The organism is Thiocystis minor (assembly GCF_016653465.1).
GTDB lineage: Bacteria > Pseudomonadota > Gammaproteobacteria > Chromatiales > Chromatiaceae > Chromatium > Chromatium minus.
This window is the reverse complement of record NZ_NHSQ01000196.1, coordinates 1-18,761: the sequence shown is the minus strand read 5'-3', so window position 1 is coordinate 18,761 and position 18,761 is coordinate 1. Positions and strand designations below refer to the sequence as shown.

18 protein-coding genes and 1 pseudogene are annotated in these 18,761 nt (G+C 61.9%); 12 read left to right on the top strand and 7 right to left on the bottom strand.

The features are described from left to right. The first annotated feature begins 67 nt into the window (after window positions 1–67). On the top strand, window positions 68–937 hold the full coding sequence (locus CCR95_RS24615; RefSeq protein WP_201099331.1) for an HDOD domain-containing protein: 870 nt from the start codon (window positions 68–70) through the stop codon (window positions 935–937). A 254-nt stretch (window positions 938–1,191) separates the two neighbouring features. Here the strand turns inward: CCR95_RS24615 and CCR95_RS24610 are convergent, their stop codons facing one another. The 4 genes from CCR95_RS24610 to motA form a co-directional block, all read right to left on the bottom strand. Further along, complete coding sequence (locus tag CCR95_RS24610) at window positions 1,192–1,923, bottom strand: OmpA/MotB family protein (RefSeq protein WP_201099330.1); 732 nt, start codon at window positions 1,921–1,923, stop codon at window positions 1,192–1,194. Further along, the gene (locus CCR95_RS24605; RefSeq protein WP_201099329.1) at window positions 1,920–3,020 is read right to left on the bottom strand and encodes a hypothetical protein; all 1,101 of its coding nucleotides are present in this window, start codon (window positions 3,018–3,020) and stop codon (window positions 1,920–1,922) included. The genes CCR95_RS24610 and CCR95_RS24605 overlap by 4 nt, the downstream gene beginning before the upstream one ends. Window positions 3,021–3,280: 260 nt before the next feature. After that, window positions 3,281–4,174, bottom strand: a complete 894-nt coding sequence (motB, locus tag CCR95_RS24600) for a flagellar motor protein MotB (RefSeq protein ID WP_201099328.1) — start codon at window positions 4,172–4,174, stop codon at window positions 3,281–3,283. A 17-nt stretch (window positions 4,175–4,191) separates the two neighbouring features. Continuing rightward, window positions 4,192–5,046, bottom strand: a complete 855-nt coding sequence (gene motA / locus CCR95_RS24595) for a flagellar motor stator protein MotA (RefSeq protein WP_201099327.1) — start codon at window positions 5,044–5,046, stop codon at window positions 4,192–4,194. Window positions 5,047–5,270: 224 nt separating this feature from the next. On the opposite strand from motA, the gene CCR95_RS24590 reads away from it, so the two are divergent. Further along, complete coding sequence (locus CCR95_RS24590; protein ID WP_338115507.1) at window positions 5,271–6,638, top strand: HDOD domain-containing protein; 1,368 nt, start codon at window positions 5,271–5,273, stop codon at window positions 6,636–6,638. 18 nt (window positions 6,639–6,656) lie between these two features. Here the strand turns inward: CCR95_RS24590 and CCR95_RS24585 are convergent, their stop codons facing one another. After that, window positions 6,657–6,941, bottom strand: coding sequence for a late competence development ComFB family protein (locus tag CCR95_RS24585; protein WP_201099325.1), 285 nt, complete (start codon window positions 6,939–6,941; stop codon window positions 6,657–6,659). 168 nt (window positions 6,942–7,109) lie between these two features. Here CCR95_RS24585 and CCR95_RS24580 point away from each other — a divergent pair, with 168 nt between their 5' ends. The 9 genes from CCR95_RS24580 to CCR95_RS24540 all read left to right on the top strand — a co-directional run bounded on the left by CCR95_RS24580 (window position 7,110) and on the right by CCR95_RS24540 (window position 16,738). After that, window positions 7,110–7,691, top strand: a complete 582-nt coding sequence (locus CCR95_RS24580; protein WP_201099324.1) for a PilZ domain-containing protein — start codon at window positions 7,110–7,112, stop codon at window positions 7,689–7,691. Window positions 7,692–7,761: 70 nt separating this feature from the next. Then, window positions 7,762–9,114, top strand: coding sequence for a sigma-54 interaction domain-containing protein (locus CCR95_RS24575; RefSeq protein WP_201099353.1), 1,353 nt, complete (start codon window positions 7,762–7,764; stop codon window positions 9,112–9,114). A 380-nt stretch (window positions 9,115–9,494) separates the two neighbouring features. Then, window positions 9,495–9,833, top strand: a complete 339-nt coding sequence (fliE, locus tag CCR95_RS24570) for a flagellar hook-basal body complex protein FliE (RefSeq protein WP_201099323.1) — start codon at window positions 9,495–9,497, stop codon at window positions 9,831–9,833. A gap of 36 nt (window positions 9,834–9,869) precedes the next feature. Beyond that, the gene (fliF, locus tag CCR95_RS24565) at window positions 9,870–11,555 is read left to right on the top strand and encodes a flagellar basal-body MS-ring/collar protein FliF (RefSeq protein ID WP_201099321.1); all 1,686 of its coding nucleotides are present in this window, start codon (window positions 9,870–9,872) and stop codon (window positions 11,553–11,555) included. Further along, window positions 11,545–12,555, top strand: coding sequence for a flagellar motor switch protein FliG (gene fliG / locus CCR95_RS24560; RefSeq protein ID WP_201099319.1), 1,011 nt, complete (start codon window positions 11,545–11,547; stop codon window positions 12,553–12,555). The genes fliF and fliG overlap by 11 nt, the downstream gene beginning before the upstream one ends. Then, window positions 12,552–13,325, top strand: a complete 774-nt coding sequence (locus CCR95_RS24555; RefSeq protein ID WP_201099317.1) for a FliH/SctL family protein — start codon at window positions 12,552–12,554, stop codon at window positions 13,323–13,325. Before fliG ends, CCR95_RS24555 begins: the two co-directional genes overlap by 4 nt. Beyond that, a complete protein-coding gene (gene fliI, locus CCR95_RS24550; RefSeq protein WP_201099315.1) occupies window positions 13,322–14,704 on the top strand; it encodes a flagellar protein export ATPase FliI in 1,383 nt (460 codons plus the stop codon). The genes CCR95_RS24555 and fliI overlap by 4 nt, the downstream gene beginning before the upstream one ends. A gap of 17 nt (window positions 14,705–14,721) precedes the next feature. Further along, complete coding sequence (locus CCR95_RS24545) at window positions 14,722–15,159, top strand: flagellar export protein FliJ (RefSeq protein ID WP_014776935.1); 438 nt, start codon at window positions 14,722–14,724, stop codon at window positions 15,157–15,159. Between the two features lie 121 nt (window positions 15,160–15,280). Then, window positions 15,281–16,738, top strand: coding sequence for a flagellar hook-length control protein FliK (locus CCR95_RS24540; protein ID WP_201099313.1), 1,458 nt, complete (start codon window positions 15,281–15,283; stop codon window positions 16,736–16,738). Window positions 16,739–16,856: 118 nt separating this feature from the next. Here the strand turns inward: CCR95_RS24540 and CCR95_RS26550 are convergent, their stop codons facing one another. Next, a complete protein-coding gene (locus tag CCR95_RS26550; protein WP_420825691.1) occupies window positions 16,857–17,258 on the bottom strand; it encodes a hypothetical protein in 402 nt (133 codons plus the stop codon). Here CCR95_RS26550 and CCR95_RS26545 point away from each other — a divergent pair. Further along, the gene (locus tag CCR95_RS26545) at window positions 17,154–17,465 is read left to right on the top strand and encodes a flagellar basal body-associated FliL family protein (protein WP_420825690.1); all 312 of its coding nucleotides are present in this window, start codon (window positions 17,154–17,156) and stop codon (window positions 17,463–17,465) included. The genes CCR95_RS26550 and CCR95_RS26545 overlap by 105 nt on opposite strands. Here the strand turns inward: CCR95_RS26545 and CCR95_RS24530 are convergent. Beyond that, window positions 17,424–18,635 (bottom strand): annotated as a pseudogene (locus CCR95_RS24530) (ISNCY family transposase); the annotation flags it as partial. The gene CCR95_RS26545 and the pseudogene CCR95_RS24530 sit on opposite strands and share 42 nt — an antisense overlap. Window positions 18,636–18,761: the final 126 nt, after the last annotated feature.

The window sequence follows — 18,761 nt, the reverse complement described above, 5'->3', positions numbered from 1 at the left end:
GTTCCTTAGCTGCAACCGTTATTGCTCGACCCCGTCAGGTTTTCCGGAGTATTCACGCGTGCCATCAATGACCATCGAAACCCTTGTCAAACGGACCGGCCGGCTGCTGGCCATCCCGAAGGTGGTCGGCGACGTTCTCAAATTGCTGGACGATCCCAACAGTCGTCAGTCTATGATCGCCAATGTGTTGGCTCAGGATCCGGCGCTGGTCGTGATCGTGCTGCGTCTGGCCAACAGCCCCGCCTTCGCGCCCGCTCGTACAGTGGACTCCGTGGAGCGCGCGGTCATGCTCCTGGGCCGCGATCATCTCCGTCGACTGGTGATCGCGGGCGCCGTGACGCAGGCGTCGGATCGGTTGCCGGTACAGACTCTGTTGCCACTGGAGTTGTTTTGGCACCATTCGGCCTATTGCGCGGTCATTGCACGACTGCTGGCCGACCTGGAGTCGCCCACCTTGGCGGGAACCGTCTTTCTGGGCGGATTGCTGCACGATCTTGGACAGTTGATTCTCTTCTCCCAGGAACCCGAGGCGGCCCATCTGGCCTTTCTGCGCAGTCTGGGCGAGCCGGAAGCCTTCACGCCACAGGACGCCGAGCGCGCCGAACTGGGTTTCGATCACGCCCAGCTTGGGGGCGCATTGGCGGAGCACTGGGGGTTGCCCGACATCCTGTGCGCCTGTCTGCGGTTTCATCATGACCCACTGATGGCGCCCGACGCCTTCCGGCTACCGGTGATTCTGGTGCATCTGGCCAATACCGCCGCGCATCTCGCCGAACTCGATTCCCGAGACTGGCGCGACGCCCCCCCGGTGGATCCCGGCGTCTGGCCATTGATCGGCATTCGTCCCGAGGCCGTCCTGGATCTGCTGGAAAAAGCGCAGTTTCAGGTGCTGGCTGTGGAAGCCCTGCGAAATCCCCGCTTGAACGATGAAGCCTAAGGTGATCGAAGCGTTGATTCCGGTAGACACTTTCCCGGAAACCGCCTAAACCGCGCCCCTGCTAGTGCTTCGCTGCCCAAGTTCCGAGACCGGGGCATCCTCGTTGTCGTTGTCGTTGTCGCGATCGCGGTCTCGACATGGCGAATATTCGATTACGACAACGACAACAACGACCTGAGACGATCTCGGGGCTTTCGCACCGTTGCACTCGCTCGTTAACTCGATCCGTTCGGGACGGAGGATGGACGGTCTGCTCACTTCCTGTCCACTGACGCCCCGTCCAGCTTGATCGGCTCCAGCAAACGCGCCTCGAAATCGGTCAGCACGCTGAACTCGACCCGCCGTGACGCCCGCGGGTCTTCCCGCCCGCTCGCATCGCGCACCGGGCGCGAGGAGGAGAGCCCCACCGCCGCGATCCGCTCACGGAACCAGGATTCCGGTTGCAGGCTATCCAGGCCATAGGCGAAACGCAGCACCGCCTGGGTCCGCTGCTGACTCAGGTCCATGTTGGCGAAATAGGCATCGAGCGGACTAGTGTTGGGGCTCCATTCGCTGGAGGTATGCCCTTCGACGCGGATCTCGCGGATGACCTCGCGGAAGGGGCGCAGTTGGGCGACATAGCGCGGCAAGAAGTCGCGCAGGATCGCGTCGAATTCGGGTTTGATGCGCGCCGAGTTGCGATCGAACAGCACGTCCGGCTCGCGAAAGCGCAGGGTCAGCGTGGGCCGGTCGAACTCGGCGTTCCACCGCACCAGATCCTCCCGGAACTCCTCGTCGAGCGCCTGGTAGATCGCCTGACGCGATTCGACCGCAGTGACTCTGACCTCGGTTTCGATGGCATGAGTGCGTGTGACCTGGACCATGTACAGCAGGGCCAGAAACAGGAAGATCATCATCAGTGAGGACATGAGATCGGACAGGGCAATCCAATGGAAATCGTCTTCCTGATGGGACGTTTTCGCGGTTGATGTCGACGCGCCGTTCATGAGCGTGCCACCACAGAGAGTTCGGGATGCGTCATGTTGTCGTGATGCCGAACCGTGGCGCCAACCTGACCGACTCGCTGTTGCGCGCTCAAGGCCGAGAGAACCGCGTTTTCGATGCTTTCCAGCATGGCTTTCAAACGGATATCGATGGCGGGGAAGGCGTCCCTGGCGCGGTCGCGCAGATCGGCGATGCTGCCGAGCAGCGATTCCAGCTCAATGCTTTCGCGCCGCAGACCGGTCATGGTCGCGTCCTGATCCTCGATATAGCTTGAGATCTGCCGCGCCTGCTGAGTCAGTGCCTGGAGGCTCGCCTCGGACTGAGCCACACCTTCGCTGGCGCGATCGAGTTGCTGGCCCAGCGTCTCCATGTGGTCGCGATACTGATCCTGCCAGCGCACCAGTTTTTCCACCGAGGCATCCAGGCGACGGAAATTTTCGCCGAATTGCTCGCCCAGATTGGCGTTGAAGTCGCGGATCACCGACTCCAGCGCGGCGATCAGTTGGCGCGAGCCCATTTCGCTGAGTTGCTGGGCGAATTCGCTGAATGCCGCGAGCTGTTGCGCGTGCTGCCGCTCCAGGGTCTCGACCAGACGGCTGTCCAGTTGCGCGATCCGGTCGACTAGTTGTCGAGTCGCCGCCAGTTGCGCGTCCGCGACCTGTGTCTGGTGCTGGATGAATGTCGTGGGCGTGAGGTTGTCGGTCAACGTCATAGCGGTTTGCGCCGGTTCCGACTCCGCTCTTGAGTCAACGCCCAGAACCAGCACGAGACGCAGACAAACCGCGAGCAGAATGCCGCTGATACTGGTGATAAAGGCAAGTTTGAGTCCGTCGAGCAGCATCGGAATGCTCGCTTCGACGTTCGCGACATCGAAATGCAGCAGGCCGGTGGAAATCCCGAGAAAGGTTCCCAGGATACCGAAGGTTGTCAGCAGGGTGGGAACGCTGCGGTAAAAGGCCGGTGCGCGGCGCAGCGCGATCAGGATCAGCGCGCTTGCGAACAAGCCCAGCAAGAGAATGCTGAAGACGCCGATCACCAGCATGGCGTCATCCAGATGATTCAGTGTGGCAAGCAGACCGCCCGCAATCGATTCGATCATGACGACAACCTTCCGCTCGTTCGTCTGTGTTGGGATGCTCCAGCGGGTGACTGGAGGCGCTCACGTCAAACGACAGCAGATATCAAGCCAAAACCATTTTGGTCTGACGATAACTTGATGGAACAACGGGTTGCAATCATTCGTTGGGGTCGCTGAGTCAGGCTCGCAACCAAGGCTGGAGCCGACTCGTCAAGATGCCGACTCTGACAGGGCTGCTGCCGGAAACCAAGGCGACGGCGCCGATGAGTTCAGGCGCGGCTTCAGTGCGATGTCGGCTCAACCAGATCCTTGATCGTGGTCGTCTCTTGATGGATTGCCTCATCCGTCTTTTTATTCATGACGATGATGCTGATGCGCCGATTGATGGGATTGTTGGGGTCGGTCTGGTCGAAGGGTACCGTGTCCGCGAATCCTACCACGCGACCAACCTTCTCCTCCTGCATCCCGCCCGCGACGAGCGCCCGCCGAGCGGTATTGGCGCGTTCCGTGGACAGTTCCCAATTGCTGAAGTCGCCGCGCGCGAGCGGGCGCGCGTCGGTGTGACCGGTGAGACTGATCCGATTGGGAACCTGATTGATCATGGTGCCTAGTTCCTTGAGGATGTCATCGGTATAGCTCTTGAGCTGCGCGCTCCCTGAATCGAACATGGAGCGATTTTCCTTGTCGACAATCTGAATGCGCAGACCTTCGGAAATGATGTCGATCAGGAGTTGCTCTTTGTAGGGGATCAGTGCCTCGCTTTGCTCCAGGGCTTCCTCCAGAAGCTCCTTCAGCGATTCCAGACGCTCCTGGTCCTGCGCGGCAGCCATCTCCTCGATCCGGTTCGGATCCATGCTCTCCGATGGCGACGATTCCGGAGCCATGTCGACGGCGCCCTCGAAGGCGATGATGGAAGGTGTGGAGCCGGTTCCCTCACCCTGCGCCTGGGATGGCGAGGTGCTGACACCCTCGAAGGCCGAGGGATTGTTAAAATACTCCGAGATGGCCGCTTTCTGCTCCTTGGTGGTGGAGCCCATGAGCCAGAGCAACATGAAGAACGCCATCATCGCGGTGGCGAAATCGGCAAAGGCGATCTTCCAGGCACCGCCGTGATGGCCGCCCGATTTGAACACCTTTTTGATGATGATGGGTTGTTTGTTGGTGTCAATGGCCATGCGGAGTCACTCTTAGGTTATTTGCCGCCGCGCAGATGTTTTTCCAGCTCGCTAAAACTGGGCCGAAGGTCGGAAGCCATGGTTTTGCGACCGAACTCCACCGCGACCTGCGGGCTGTAACCCTGAACGTTGGCCAGAATGCAGGCTTTGAGGCAGGAGAGGAAGCGTGTCTCATCGGCCGCGTATCGGGCCAGCATCGTGGCGATCGGGCCGACGAAGCCGTAGGCGATCAGGATGCCGCTGAGGGTTCCCACCAGTGCCGCGGCGACCAGAGCGCCAACTTCCGACATCGGGCCACCCAAGGCGGCCATGGTATGCACGATGCCGAGGACGGCGGCCACAATGCCGAAGGCGGGCAGGCCGTCGGCGACCTGCTGCACGGCGTGCGATGCCTCTTCGGCCTCGTGGTGATGGGTGTTTAGCTCGATGTCCATGAGGTTATCCAGCTCGAACGGATTCATGTTGCCGCTGACGACGAGTCGCATGTAGTCGGAAATGAATTCCACGGCATGATGGTCTTTCAGGGTTCGGGGATATTTCTGAAACAGCGCGCTGCTGGCTGGCTCCTCAATGTCCGGCTCGATCCCCATGAGCCCCTCCTTGCGGGCCTTGCTGAAGAGGTCGTACATGAAGCCCAGCGCGTCCAGATAATCGGCCTTCTTATACTTGGATCCGGTGAACAGGGAAGGGATGGATTTCAGCGACTTCATGACGACGCCCATGGAATTGGCGATGATGAAGCCGCCCAGGGATGCGCCCAGGATGATGACCAGTTCAAAGGGTTGCCAGATGGCCGCGATGTGACCGCCTCCCGCGGCGAATCCGCCGAGGACGGACGCAAAGACAATGATGGAGCCAAGGATCAGATTCACGCTGTCGAGTCCTCAGGGGCATTTTGCGGGGGCTGATCAAGCCGCCTGCTTGTGACGAAGGTCATTGGCGGCCAATAATAGCGAATCGGGGCATCTTGCGCTTAGCTCTAAGTTCGGTGCCGAGGATACCTGCTTCGCGACACGAGTCTTGATGGGGAGGCACCACGGTGAGTCTAGGCTGGTTGAAGGCAGTGACGGTCGATGCTTCGCCGGAGCAACTTCCTGTGTTGGCACGAACACGACGGGAATTGGCGAGTCTGTTGACGGACGAACTCGCGCCGCTGCGAAAACTGTCCATGGCGATCATGGCCGATCCGGCCATGGCCTTGCGCGTGATGCAGCGGGCCAACGCAGTTCCGCACCGGCATTTCAGCGCCGAGATCGTGATGTTGGAAGATGCGGCGCACATGCTGGGGACTCAGGCGCTTCTGCGTCTGGAGTCCGAGGCGAGTATCGCCGAGGAGGTTCTGGACGCGGAGCGGCTCGCTTCCTATCGTCGGAGCGCGGGCCGGGCGGTCCTGGCCGGCCTGCTGGCTCAGGACTGGGCCGAGCTGGATCGCGACCGCTTTCCGTCCGAGGTGAGTCTGGCGGCCTTGCTGAACAATCTGGGCGAGCTGTTTCTGCTCGCGCACGGGGATGCCCGGATCAACCGCTATCTGGAGCTGGTGGAGTCTAGCCATGTGCTTCCGCACGAGGCCGAATATGTCTCGTTGGGGGAGAGCCTGGAGGAATTGGGGCATGTCCTGGCCGTCCGATGGAAGCTGCCGGAGATGGTGCGTGAGGCCATGCGCGCCCGCAATGCGCGGTATCTAAGAACGCTGTGCGTGATGCTGGCGACCCAGATTGCCCGCGATGCCTTTTCCGCCTGGCGTCATCCGATGCGGATGTCTGACTTGCGTCTGGCGGCCGAGTTGCTCAATCTCGACCTGCCTTCCTTGATTCAACGCATCAACCGCGTGTTGGGCGCCTTCAATCCGACGGCCGCCCGCTATGGTCTCGGTTCACTGGCATTGCTGCCCCTGGAACGCGACGGTCGGCTGTCGGCGACGACGCATGAGCCCGGAACGCCTTCTTTTTGTCTGGCGCCGAGAGAGGACGATTATCTGGCCTGCCTGGCGGCGCTGAGCGATCGCTCGCTGCCCGATCGCGAGTCGGTGTTCGCGACGCTGCTGCGTGGCCTGCATCGCGGCCTGGGTCTGAATCGGGCCGTGTTCGCGGTGTATTGTCCCCGCCGACGGACGTTATCGGCGGAGTTTCTGGTCGGCACGGATTTCGAGCCGACCTTCAATCGCTTCAGTCTGTCGCTCGATGCCGGTGGGCTTTTTGGCGAGTTGCTGGAAGCGCCGTCCGCCCTCTGGCTGAACGAGGAAACGCAAGCCGATCTTCTGCCGCGGATACCGGAGGCGATCGTCGAACTGATCGGCGACACGCGCTTTTTCGTCATGTCGATGTGGGTCAAGGGACGACCGGTTGGGTTGGTTTACGCGGATCGCCGCAGCGCGAGCTGCCGTCTGGATGCGCGCAGTTACGCCTCGTTTCTGCGTCTGGTCAGGCAGGCGGGCCTGAGACTGGAGGGCCTGGAACCGGAGTGATCGACCACCGCCCGTGCATCATCCCAGATTCAGGTCACGGACCTTCTTACGACGCCGCGTGGTCGCGATCGCGAAGTTGACGGCGTCCGAAACCTCCTCCTGCATGTTTCTTTGCTCGGCATCGCTGAGATGAGACGCCAGATCGACCGAATGTCGCACATACCGAGGTGGCAGGTAATTCAATGCCACGCAGGCAAGGTCTTCGGCGTACTCGGCATCCGGGGAGTTGCCGTTCTCGTCCAGGGTGTCACGGAGCCGTTCCATGACGAGGCGTTCGAAATAATTGCCGATACTCGATAGCATGGTTTTGACCTTGTCGAGGCGAGCTGAAGAAAAGGGAACGTCAATGCAAGGATGTCGAAGCGCGCATTTTAGCAAGTCGGGGCGACCAGGGTACGAACGGCTTTCCCATCGATCCTGAAGCGGTTAGCATCACGGCAATTCCTAACATTAGACGGTATCAGGTAAACCATGGCGATCGAGGACTGGCGGGACGTGTTGGGCGATGGCCTCACGGTGACCCTGGAATTGCCAGTCGTGCCGAGCGAACGGATGCCAACGACCAGCGACGCGGCGGCGCATCTTCTGGAGGCGATCGCCGTGCTTGAGTCTGAAGCTCCGGGGCGCGCGAATGAGGAACCGCTGCCGCCCGAACTGATCCGCCTGGAACTCAAGATCGATTTGCTCATGGATCTTGTGACCACGCTGCTGGCGGATAAAATACCGAAGCGTTCGAAGGTCAGGATCAGCAGCGATGGACTGGTGCTTCCCGCGGCTGTGCTGAAGCCCGACTGCGACCGCATCGAATTATATCCCTGTCATTGGCTGGCGCAGCCTCTGGTTTTGGAGTTGGGCAAGATCGAGTGTCGCGATCACGTCTGCGGCGTCACCTGGGGCTCCCCGGATCACGGGCTCCGAGAGGTCTTGCGGCGCTGGGTCTTTCGCATGCATCGCCGCGAGGTCGCGCGTCGGCGGCATCAGTCCGGCAATGAGCAGACAGCGTCCGCGTGGACTTCCGCCAGTCTGCCTATACACGCCGAAAAGACGGCTTGAGCATTGAGGTTTGAACGTTGAGTTGAAGGATGGCGTCTACGCTCCCGGACAAGGTGAATCCGCACAGGTGATGAAAATTGGTCTGTTCGGTCAAGCGGCGGTGCGCGCCGAGACGCGCTGCATCCTGGAATTTCTGGGATGCGAGGTCCGCGAATTCGTCAGCCTGACGGCCGCGCATTATGACGATTTAAATGCGCTCTGGCTCTGCGAGCCGTCCGCGCATCTCGCCTTGCTGCTCGACTCGTTACCCCCGTCGCGGCGGGTACCGGTCGTGTGTCAACCCACGGACGGTGTCGCCTGCGATGTTCCGCCGCGAGCCTTGATCGTGTCGTCTCCTCTATCGCCGGGCAACGTGATTCAGATCCTGCAATGGTTGCAGTGCGAAGCCGAGTCCGATCCGGTGCCCGATGTCAATCTGGTCGGTCGTCATCCAGCCATGTTGGTGGTTAAACGGCTGATTGGCCAGGTCGCGAAGACCGATGCGACCGTACTCATCCTCGGCGAGACGGGCTCCGGCAAGGAGGTGGTCGCGCGCGCTATCCACGATGCATCGAGTCGCCGCGGCAAACCCTTCGTGGCCGTTAACTGTGGCGCGATCCCGGCCGACCTGTTGGAAAGCGAACTCTTCGGTCATGAGAAGGGCGCTTTCACAGGTGCTTTCACGGCCCGCGCCGGGCGTTTCGAGCTGGCCGAGGATGGGGTGCTCTTTCTCGACGAAATCGGCGACATGCCGTTGCCGATGCAGGTAAAACTCTTGCGTGTGCTGCAGGAACGTACCTTCGAACGGGTTGGCTCGAACAAGCCGCTCCAGACCAATGCCCGCATCATTTCGGCGACGCACCGCAATCTTGAAGAAGCTGTCGCGGGCGGAAACTTCCGGCAGGATCTGTTTTTTCGTCTCAATGTCTTTCCGATCGAGCTGCCATCGCTGCGGGAGCGCCAAAGCGATATTCCATTGCTGATCGCGACACTCGAAGCGCGCCTGAGAGAGCATGGAGTGGAACCGGCCTGTCTGACCCCGGCCGTTCTGACGCATCTGGAGCAACAGGACTGGCCTGGCAATATTCGGGAGTTGGCGAATCTTCTGGAGCAGCTCTCGATCATGTATCCAGGTCTGCTGGTGGATCTGCCACAATTGCCCACCCGATTCCGGCCGGCGCACCTGGAGTCGCTGCCGGCCATGGATGTGCGCGACCAGAGGGTCGCTGGAGCCGATGCCGACTTGTTGCATCCGTTGCCCCCGGAAGGGCGGGAATTACGCGAATACCTCAACGATCTGGAGCGTGGCATGATTGTCGCGGCGCTAGAACAGAACGATCAAGTTGTCGCGCGAGCCGCCAGGCGCTTGGGAATGCGGCGCACGACCCTAGTGGAGCGCATGCGCAAGTTCGGTCTCGAACGGGATGCGGCCGATACAACATAACGCCAATGCCCTTGTTGATCGAGAGGGTACGCAGATAAGCAGAGACGGCATCCGAACCGGATCCCGGTTGCGCACGAACGTCAAGAAACTGTCGTTTTTGAAACTGTCGTTTTTGTCAGCCGCGCCAGAAGTCGGTTGCTCCGTCTATCTTCTCCGCTCCGATGACCGAAATCCCCTCCCGCATGCACCCATCAACGTTGCTGCTGACGCCGTTCGAAGCGGCTCATTGCGCTGGATCAACAGCCGTTTCGAATCTCGGGTATTAAATTTGCATAAGATCGGCAACAGTCGTCTGCCCGCTCCTGATCGGTCGAATCCAGTGCCGGGCTGTTAGGCGCCATGATTTGGGTCTCGTGTGGCAAAGCCGGAGTTGATTGGACATGAGCGAAATGCAGATCCAGAGTGTGTTGCAGCAGATGCGCGCGCTCTCCCAGTCGGGGCGGATCGAGGGCGCCAGGCCAGTCGAGGGGGTGCAGCCCGCGCGCGGATCAGAGGGACAGGATTTCGCCTCCAAGCTGAAGGAGGCGGTTCGTTCCGTCAACGAAGTGCAACAGGAATCAACCACGATGCAAACCAAATTCGAACTGGGCGACGCCGATGTCAGTCTCCCTCAGGTAATGCTGGCCATGAACCGCTCAAGCATCGCCTTCGAGGCGACCAATCAGGTCCGCAATCGATTGCTGTCGGCCTATCAGGAAGTCATGAGCATGCAGGTCTGAGCCTGACGGACGAGTGGTTAACGGAGCGATTCAGCCATGGCGTCATCACTGACCGCCGCGCTTTCGACGAGTCTACAGTCGTTCAACGAGATGCCGGCTGGGCGACAGATCGCCCTGATCGGGATGATCGCCGGCGGTCTCGTGGCCGTGGCCGCGATTCTGTATTGGGCGCTGCGGCCCACCTACGCCCCCCTGTTCGCGCAGGTCGATGGCGCCGAGGCCGCTGAGATGATGCAGGCGCTGACCTCGATGGGCGTGCCGTACAAGGTTGACAGCACCTCCGGGCGCATCGAGATTCCCCAGCAACGGATCGCCGAGACCCGCTTGCTGCTGGCCGGCCAGGGATTTCCGAAATCGACCGATGTTGGCTTCGAGTTGCTGCAGGACAATGCCGGTTTCGGGAACAGTCGTTTGATCGAGGGTGCCCGCTTCCAGCGCGCGCTGGAAGGCGAACTGGGCCGTTCCGTGGCCGCCCTGGAACCGGTCGAGAAGGCACGGGTGCATATCGCCCAGGCGGAACGCTCGGTCTTCGTGCGCGAGCGAACCCCGCCGAGCGCCTCGGTGGTTGTCCATCTGCGCGGGAATCGCTCCTTGACCGAGGCCCAGGTTGGGGCCATCGTGCATCTGGTGTCGGCGAGCGTCCCGGATCTGTTGCCGGAGCGAGTGACTGTGGTGGACCAGACCGGTCGACTGCTCACCGTCGACGATGACAAGAAGTCAGCGAATCTGTCGCTCGATCACCTGGACTATACGAACCGTGTCGAAGCGGGTTTTGTGGAACGCGTGCAGTCGCTGCTGATCCCGATTGTTGGGCGTGATCGGGTGCGGGTACAGGTCGCGACCGATCTGGATTTTTCGCGGGTCGAGCGGACCGAGGAATCCTTCGATCCGGATCGCACGGCGGTGCGTTCGGAGCAGAGTAATGAAGAGGAAAAAATCGGCGCCGACCCCGGCGTGGGCGGGATCCCCGGCGCCTTGACCAACCAACCGCCGGCAGGCGGCGTGGTCGGCGGACCGGCGGCTGGCGCGGTGGCGAATCCCCAACTGCCCAGCAGCCGCAGTCAACAGACGACGCGCAATTATGAAGTGGATCGAACCATCTCCCACGTCCAGGAAACGCCTGGCGGCATTCGCCGTTTGTCCGCGGCGGTGGTTGTCGATTATCAGGACCAAACCAACGATGCCGGCGAGGTCGTGCGTGTCCCGCGCTCGGATGCCGAGCTGGAGAGTATCCGCGCGCTGGTCCGCGGGGCGGTTGGTTTCGATGAGAAGCGCGGCGATTTGATTAACGTGACTTCGATCTCTTTCGTCCCGGATACGCGCGAGGAAGACGTTATTCCTTTCTGGTCCGAAATCTGGTTTCTTGAACTGGTCAAGGTCGTCGGCGGATTCATCCTGGCCCTGCTGGTTCTGCTGACCGTCGTCAAGCCGGGCCTGCAGCAACTCATGCCCAAGCCGCCCGAGCCCGAGCCCGAGCCAGAGCCCGAGTCGCCAGCACTGGGCGCCGATGGTGAAGAACTGCGTGCCTTGACCGACGAATCGCAGTCCGACGATGAACTGGTTGCCTTAAGTCATCAAGGTTCGGCGCACCCCTCGCTGACGGGGCCCAAGGGGGTCGACCAGCAGCAACTCGATCTGGAGGCCATCCGCGAGATGGTGCGAGAGGATCCCAAGCGGGTCGCGCAAGTCATGAAGTCATGGTTGGCGGAAGATGGCAACTGATCCCACGAAATTCTCTGGCGCCGAGCGTGCGGCCATCTTGATGATGTGCCTGGGCGAGGTCTCGGCGGCTGAAATCCTCCGCCACATGGGGCCCAAGGAGGTCCAGAAGATCGGCACCGCGATGGCTAACCTGGATCGGGTGTCGCGGGGCGATATCGATTATGTGGTGCAGGAATTTTCGAGCGTCGTCCACGATCAGACATCGCTTGGCATCGGCGCCGACGATTATGTCCGCAATGTGCTGCGCTCGGCTCTGGGCGAGGACAAGGCGGCGGGCCTGATCGACCGCATCCTGCTGGGTCGCAACTCCAAGGGGCTGGAGGCGCTGAAGTGGCTCGATCCCCGCGCGATCGCCGAAATGATCCGCAACGAGCATCCGCAGATCGTCGCGATCGTGCTCTCGCATCTGGATCCGGATCAATCGGCCGAAACGCTGTCCTATCTTCCGGATCGGGTGCAGTCCGATCTGATTTTGCGCATCGCCACGCTCGATGGCGTACAGCCGGCGGCCCTGCAGGAGTTGGACGAGATTCTCGAACGTCAGCTTTCGGGCAAGAACACCGCCAAGTCATCCATGATCGGCGGTGTCAAGACGGCGGCCAGCATTTTGAATTTCATGGAGTCCTCCAAGGAGTCCGTGGTGATGGAGGGCGTCACGCAGGTCGACGAGGATCTGGCTACGCGGATTCAGGAATTGATGTTCGTCTTCGCGAGTCTGATCGATGTCGACGATCGCGGAATCCAGACCCTGCTGCGCGAGATCTCGACCGAGTCGCTGGTGCTGGCGTTAAAGGGGGCGGAGGACGATCTGAGGGACAAGATCTTCAAGAACATGTCCAAGCGCGCCGCCGAGATGCTGCGCGACGATCTCGAAACCAAAGGCCCCGTGCGCGTGAGCGATGTCGAGGGCGCGCAGAAGGAGATTCTCGCCGTGGCGCGCCGTCTCGCGGACAGTGGCGAAATCATCCTGGGCGGCAAGGGCGGGGAGACCATGCTGTGAACCGGTTTCGGTCAGGGTTGGCGGAGCAGGCATTTCCGGACGCGCAGCGCTGGATGCCACCGAATGTGGGCGCTCTGCCGTTGCGCGAAAGCGAACCCGAACCCGAAGCCGAACCCATCATCCATCGGCCGACGGCGGCCGAACTCGCGGCCATCGAGGAGGCTGCGCGAGCGGCGGGAGCCGAGGCCGGTTTTCAGGCGGGCTATCAGGAGGGACTCGAACAGGCGTTGCAACAGGCCGGAGCAGAGCGCGATGCGCGCCTGGCGCGCGAGACGGAGCTGCGCACACTTCAGGAAGCGACGTTGAAAGAAACGATCGCGGCCCTGGAGGGGATCGCGGCCGATCTTGCCGACCCCCTGGCCCGCTCCGCAGACGACCTGGAGCCCGAATTACTGATGCTGGTGGAGACGCTGGGCAAACGGGTCATCATGGATGAATTGCGTCAACGTCCCGACCTCGTTGCGCGTGTTCTCCGACAGGCGCTGGCCCAGTTGCCGTCGCGCAATCATCCGTTGCGGGTGCATGTGCATCCTGACGACCAGGCCATTCTGGAGGCCTATGCCAATTCCATCGGCGAATCGCTGACCTGGTTCTCGGACCCCGTCATCGAGCGCGGCGGTTGTCTTGTCGAAAGCGGCGCCAGTCGCATCGATGCCAGACTGGAGACGCGGCTGCGGCAGTCTATCGATGCGATTTGGGGGGAACTGGCGCCGCCGGTGGAATCCGTCCCTGCCGAGCCGCGGGAAGTTCCGCTGGAGAACGATGCATGACCGATGTCATCCGAGATCTACGCGAGCAGGGTTCGCGTCAATTGGTTCATGGGTTGCGCGAACGCCTTGAGCAATCGCGTCAGCGGATCGAGAAGACGCCCGATCCGCAGCCGGAAGGCCGACTCTCGCGCATGGTGGGCATGACCCTGGAGGCCGAGGGCATCCGGCTGCCGGTGGGCGGACGGGCCGCGATCCATACCGTCAACGGAACGCAACTGGCCGCCGAGGTGGTGGGTTTCCAGGGCGAGCGGACCTTTCTGATGCCTGAGGGCAAGCTGGAGGGTCTGATTCCCGGTGCCCGCATCGAACCGCTGGAGCAGAGCCGGCGCATCCCGGTCGGTCCCGAACTGCTTGGGCGCGTGATTGATGCGCTCGGACGGCCACTGGACGGCGGCGGGCCGCTGCGCACGCAGGAACTGGTACCGCTCGAAGGTCGCCCGATCAACCCGTTGACCCGCGCCCCCGTCAGGCAGCCGCTGGACGTGGGGATTCGCACACTCAATGGACTGCTCTCGGTCGGTCGCGGTCAGCGGCTCGGACTCTTCGCCGGTAGCGGCGTCGGCAAGAGCGTCCTGCTGGGCATGATGACCAAGCACACTGAAGCCGACGTGATCGTCGTCGGTCTGATCGGCGAGCGCGGTCGCGAGGTCAACGAATTCATTCAGGATATTCTCGACGACGAATCGCGCCGGCGAACCGTGGTGGTGGCGGTGCCAGCCGATCAATCGCCCTTGTTGCGTCAGCATGGCGCCTGGGTATCGACCACCGTGGCCGAGTATTTTCGCGACCGCGGGCTCAACGTGCTGCTGTTGATGGACTCCCTGACCCGCTTTGCCCAGGGCGCACGCGAGATCGCCATGGCCATCGGCGAGCCGCCGGCCACCAAGGGCTATTCGGCCTCGGTGTTCGCCCGTCTGCCGCAACTCGTCGAGCGCGCCGGCAACGGGGATCATGGCGGCGGCTCGATCACGGCCTTTTATACCGTGCTGGCCGAGGGCGACGATCAGAACGATCCGATCGTCGATTCGGCGCGCGCCATCCTGGATGGCCATGTGGTGCTGTCGCGCGAGATTGCCGAAAGCGGCCGTTATCCCGCGATCGATGTCAGCGCCTCGGTGTCGCGCGTCATGAGCGCCGTGGTGACCCCCGAGCATCAGCGCGCGGCCTATCGTTTCCGGAGCCTGATGTCGACCTATGCGCGCAACCGCGATCTGATCGCCGTCGGCGCCTATCGCAAGGGTTCCGATCCGCAGTTGGACGAGGCGGTCGCGATGAACCCGCGTCTGGAGTCGTATCTTGGACAGAACCGCACCGAGGCGGCCAGCTTCGAACAGTCGCGGCGCGAGTTGTTCGATCTGCTGGGCATGCCGAGCGGATAGGCGCGAGGAGAGAACCCATGAGCGTGAAACGCTTCGAGCGCCTGCGCAAGATCCGCGAGGCGCAGGAAAACGAGGTGGCGGTCGTCCTGGCCAGCCGTCTGGCGGAATTGAACCGCGCCGAGCAGCAGCGTGACCAGTTGTCCGAGTACCAGAGCCAGTATTTGCATTCCGGCTTGCCGAGCGATGCCCGGATGCTGAAGCAGATGGCCCAGATGCAACAGCAGTTGCGCGAGGCCTTGCAACAGCAGGCGTTGCGCGTCGCCGCCGCCGAGTCGCAGGTGGAGCAGGCTCGGTCGGTCTGGATGGAAAGGCATCAGGCAACCTTGTCGCTGGCAAAACTCATCGAGCGTCGCCGCCGGACCGAGAGCGTTCTGGACGGTCGCAAGCAACAGCGCGAGCAGGATCTCTGGGCGACCCGACAGGCTTTCCAGAAACACGCGAACGCGGATTCTTGAAAGGGCGTTGTCATGATCATGCACACGAGGGCTTGAGATGATTCAATCGCATCATCCGCTCCAACATTCTGCCGACCTTCTGCCTCAAGTATTCGGAGGTTCGTTCGGCGAGACGGGTTCCTTGGAAATACCGGAAGACGGTGGATTCATGGGCGCCCTTGGCACGCAATTGCAAGACATCCTGGTCGAGTGGGGGGAGGATCCGGCCGAGATCGCGGCGCTTGACGGTCAGTCGCTCCTGACGCAATTCCTGGCGCTCGCGCAGGATCGCGTGCCGTCCGCCGACGGACCGAGAATGGCGGTCGACCAAACTCCGGCATCGCTCTTCGCGGTGGTATCGAGCCGGGTGGAGACGCCCACGGATTTGTTGAACAAATTACTGGAGTCATCGATCGCCGGCGCATCGCCGGCGGGCACGCAAGGCACCGCCGCGCTGTCGGAAATGCGTTGCGAAGACGCCGGGCAGCCCTCGTCGCCGACGACGATACCCGCGGATCTGCTCCGGCGGTTGTTGCCGCCGACGCTGGCGGATGGCGTGGATCTTCCCCCGACGGCCGCCGCCCTTGCGCATTCATTGGAGTCAGAAGAAACCGCGCCGTTGGCCGCGATTCCCGCGGACCTGCTCCGGCGTTTGTTGCCGCCGACGCCGGCGGATGGCGTGGACCTTCCCCCGACGGCCGCCGCCCTCACGCATTCATTGGAGTCGAAAGTAACCGCGTCGCCGACGGCGATTCCCGCGGACTTTCTTCGACGGCTGTTGCAGTCGGTGCCGACGCCGACGGATGGTGTTGCAGCCATCCCAACGACCGCCGTCCTAGCGGATTCCGGTGAGCCCGATCAGGCATCGATCCTGAAAACAACCGCTCCGACCTGGCTGAGCCAGCTTTTTCAGGGATCGACCGACGGTAAAGTCGGTACGGCGCAGTCCGGCAGCCCGCTGGCTGAAGAGGGACAGGGCTTGCCAACTGTCTTCTCGACCCGGGGCGCCCTGCTCGATCTGACGATGAAGGCGACAGACGAAACGGAGCGCCTTGCGGTCGGGGACGCGTCCGACGCACTGGCCGAGTTGCCCGAAACGGGGTTGCCCGCGACGGGCGCGACCTCAGTCGGCACTCAACTCGGTTCCGGGCCGGCGCGGATACTCGATCTGTCCAATGTGTTGCGGCCCGGCGGCGAGACGCACTTGGCGGAACAGGTGAAATGGGTGATGCGGTCCGGCCTTGGGACGGCCGAGTTAACTCTGCATCCGCGGAGTCTGGGCGCCATGGAGGTGCGGGTGACCATGGAGGCCGATCAGGCGCATGTCCAGTTTCTGTCGCCTCACCCGATCGTGCGCGAGGTGCTGGAAGCGGCCCTACCGCGGTTGCGGGATGCGCTGGCCCAGGATGGTTTGTCGCTGGGCAACGTGTCGATTTCCGAGCAAGCTCCCGAAAGACGCGGCGAATCGGATCGGGAACAGGCTGGAACCGCGCAAGACCGCCAGGATTTTGACGTCCGTCTCGGGGATGACATCGAGTCTCCGGATATCGCCGGCAGCACCCTGTCCGTCTTATCCGGGAGACTGGATTATTTTATTTGATTTCAACCGTTTACTTTTGCGATGATCGGCAATTGCCAGAGGCCGGCGCGCTGTCCAGCCGGATCGATACGTTTTCGTTATCCGGTATGCTGGTCTGCCTACATTCGAGGATTATCCGTTAGGGTGAAACATGGCCGAGAAAGCGACTGAACCGAAACCGAGCAAGGGCTCCAGCAACAGGCTCAAGTGGATGATCCTGATCCTCATTGTCCTGTTGATCCTCGCCGCGGGAGGTGGCGCTGCCTATTATTTCCTGTTCCGAGATGCTGCCGAGCCGGCCGAGGGCGTGGAAGAGCCGCATGGATCCGAATCCGAACCTGTTACCGAGCACGCGCCGGCCAAGCCATCGGAAGAGGCGCCGTTGATCTACCATGCGCTCGAACCGGTGACGGTCAATATCACGGCGCCCGGTCCGGTGCGTTTTCTTCGTCTCAATATCACCATCGTCACGCGCGATCAGAATGTCGTCGCCGCCGTGGATAAACACCTGCCATTGATCCGCAATGATCTGCTCGCGCATCTCTCGGAACAGAACTACGGCACGGTCAATACACCGGAAGGCAAGGCAGCAATTCTAAATTTGCCCCCGCTTCCCGCCCGCGCGGCGTGCGGGTGGTGGCCGCGCTGGCTCAAGTGCCTCCAGCATGAAATCGAACAGGTGCTCCCAGGAATCGAAGGGCAGGTACTGGGTCAGGGCACGCAGATGCTCGAAGAAGGTGCGGCGTGACGGCAACTGGCGACGCACGGCCTGATAGCCGGGATGGAGTCGGTCGAGCACGGTATGGACGAGGAACGCCAACAGGATCAGGCTCGCTAACAGGGCGGCCAGATGCTGCTGGCCATGGCTATAGTTGTGTTCGAAATGGTACCCCTTGGTCTTGAGCGTATTGTTGTTTTCGTTCTCGATTTTCCAGCGACTGCGCCCGGCAGCGACCAGGGCGATGACGTTGTCGGCGTTGATCGGCTCGGAACTCGCCCAGGCGTTGCGGTAGAGCACCTGGCCCTCGGCATCGGTGGTGGTGAGTTCGCACCAGCCGACCAGCAAGGCGTCTTTCCCGTCGCGCAGCGGCAAGTCATTGAGCCACCGATACGTCTCGGTCAGGCGCTGCGTGCCCGTCCAGCGGGTCTTCACCAAGGTGGGCACCTCGCCGCTGCGCTCGAAGTCCGTCACCCATTCGTACAGGAGCGGATGGGACGGTGGCAGGCAGACGAACAGAAACGCGCACCCCTGCGCGAGCACCTGCTGGCAAAACGGCTGATGGCAATACAGATCATCACCCAACAGGGTCGTGCGCCAGGGCGCGATCCGTGCCCCCCACTGCTGAAGCCAGCGGGTGGCGGCCGTGAGTTCACAATCTTGCTTCGCGTGCCCGTCCTGGGGACGGACGAAGGCCGGTGGCAAGGGAAACACGTCGGCTTGTCCGGGCGCGACGATCACCGGCGTCACGGCGACATGGTAGAACTGGGTCTGGCCGTTGCTGAGCGTGCGCGTGGAGCACTGCGCACAGTGGACCGCGCACGAGCAGTGGTATTCGGTGCCATCCAGGGCGATCAAGAGGCGTCCATCGGCTTGGCGATGGGTGTCCAAGGCACGATGCTGGTGCAAGGCGTCGACCACGTCGAGGAACACCGGGGCCAGACACTCCGGTGAGATCGGGTCGAGCAGGTTGCCGATCTGCTGGGTGCTCGGAATCTCGTGCACGCCGAACAGCGAACGGGCATTGTTGCGTCCGCGTTCTTTCTGCATCCGCCGCTGGTAATCCAGAAAGGACGGGCTCTGCATGAAGAACACCGAAAAGGCACTCAAGGCGGCGTCACCGATCACATAACGCTGGTTGTTACCGCCCTTGCGATGGTCTGGCAGGTTGAACAACACTGCGCGAATGCCTGCCACCAAGCCCGTGACCGAAAAGAGCTTGGGCGTGGGAGCAACAGGGACAACTGGTTTCAGAACCATCGGGTTCTCCGCTCGACTCTCAAAGAGTCCTTCATAACAGCATGGTCTTAAATTTAGAACTGCTGA

Bases quoted from the DNA above. Each gene is read 5' to 3' on its own strand.
- fliE (WP_201099323.1), top strand. From the start codon at position 9,495: ATGAGCGAAATGCAGATCCAGAGTGTGTTGCAGCAGATGCGCGCGCTC.
- CCR95_RS24610 (WP_201099330.1), bottom strand. From the start codon at position 1,923: ATGAACGGCGCGTCGACATCAACCGCGAAAACGTCCCATCAGGAAGAC.
- fliG (WP_201099319.1), top strand. From the start codon at position 11,545: ATGGCAACTGATCCCACGAAATTCTCTGGCGCCGAGCGTGCGGCCATC.
- CCR95_RS24615 (WP_201099331.1), top strand. From the start codon at position 68: ATGACCATCGAAACCCTTGTCAAACGGACCGGCCGGCTGCTGGCCATC.
- CCR95_RS24605 (WP_201099329.1), bottom strand. From the start codon at position 3,020: ATGATCGAATCGATTGCGGGCGGTCTGCTTGCCACACTGAATCATCTG.
- CCR95_RS24545 (WP_014776935.1), top strand. From the start codon at position 14,722: ATGAGCGTGAAACGCTTCGAGCGCCTGCGCAAGATCCGCGAGGCGCAG.
- motB (WP_201099328.1), bottom strand. From the start codon at position 4,174: ATGGCCATTGACACCAACAAACAACCCATCATCATCAAAAAGGTGTTC.
- CCR95_RS24585 (WP_201099325.1), bottom strand. From the start codon at position 6,941: ATGCTATCGAGTATCGGCAATTATTTCGAACGCCTCGTCATGGAACGG.
- CCR95_RS24575 (WP_201099353.1), top strand. From the start codon at position 7,762: ATGAAAATTGGTCTGTTCGGTCAAGCGGCGGTGCGCGCCGAGACGCGC.
- fliI (WP_201099315.1), top strand. From the start codon at position 13,322: ATGACCGATGTCATCCGAGATCTACGCGAGCAGGGTTCGCGTCAATTG.
- CCR95_RS24580 (WP_201099324.1), top strand. From the start codon at position 7,110: ATGGCGATCGAGGACTGGCGGGACGTGTTGGGCGATGGCCTCACGGTG.
- CCR95_RS26550 (WP_420825691.1), bottom strand. From the start codon at position 17,258: ATGCGCGAGCAGATCATTGCGGATCAATGGCAGGTGTTTATCCACGGC.
- fliF (WP_201099321.1), top strand. From the start codon at position 9,870: ATGGCGTCATCACTGACCGCCGCGCTTTCGACGAGTCTACAGTCGTTC.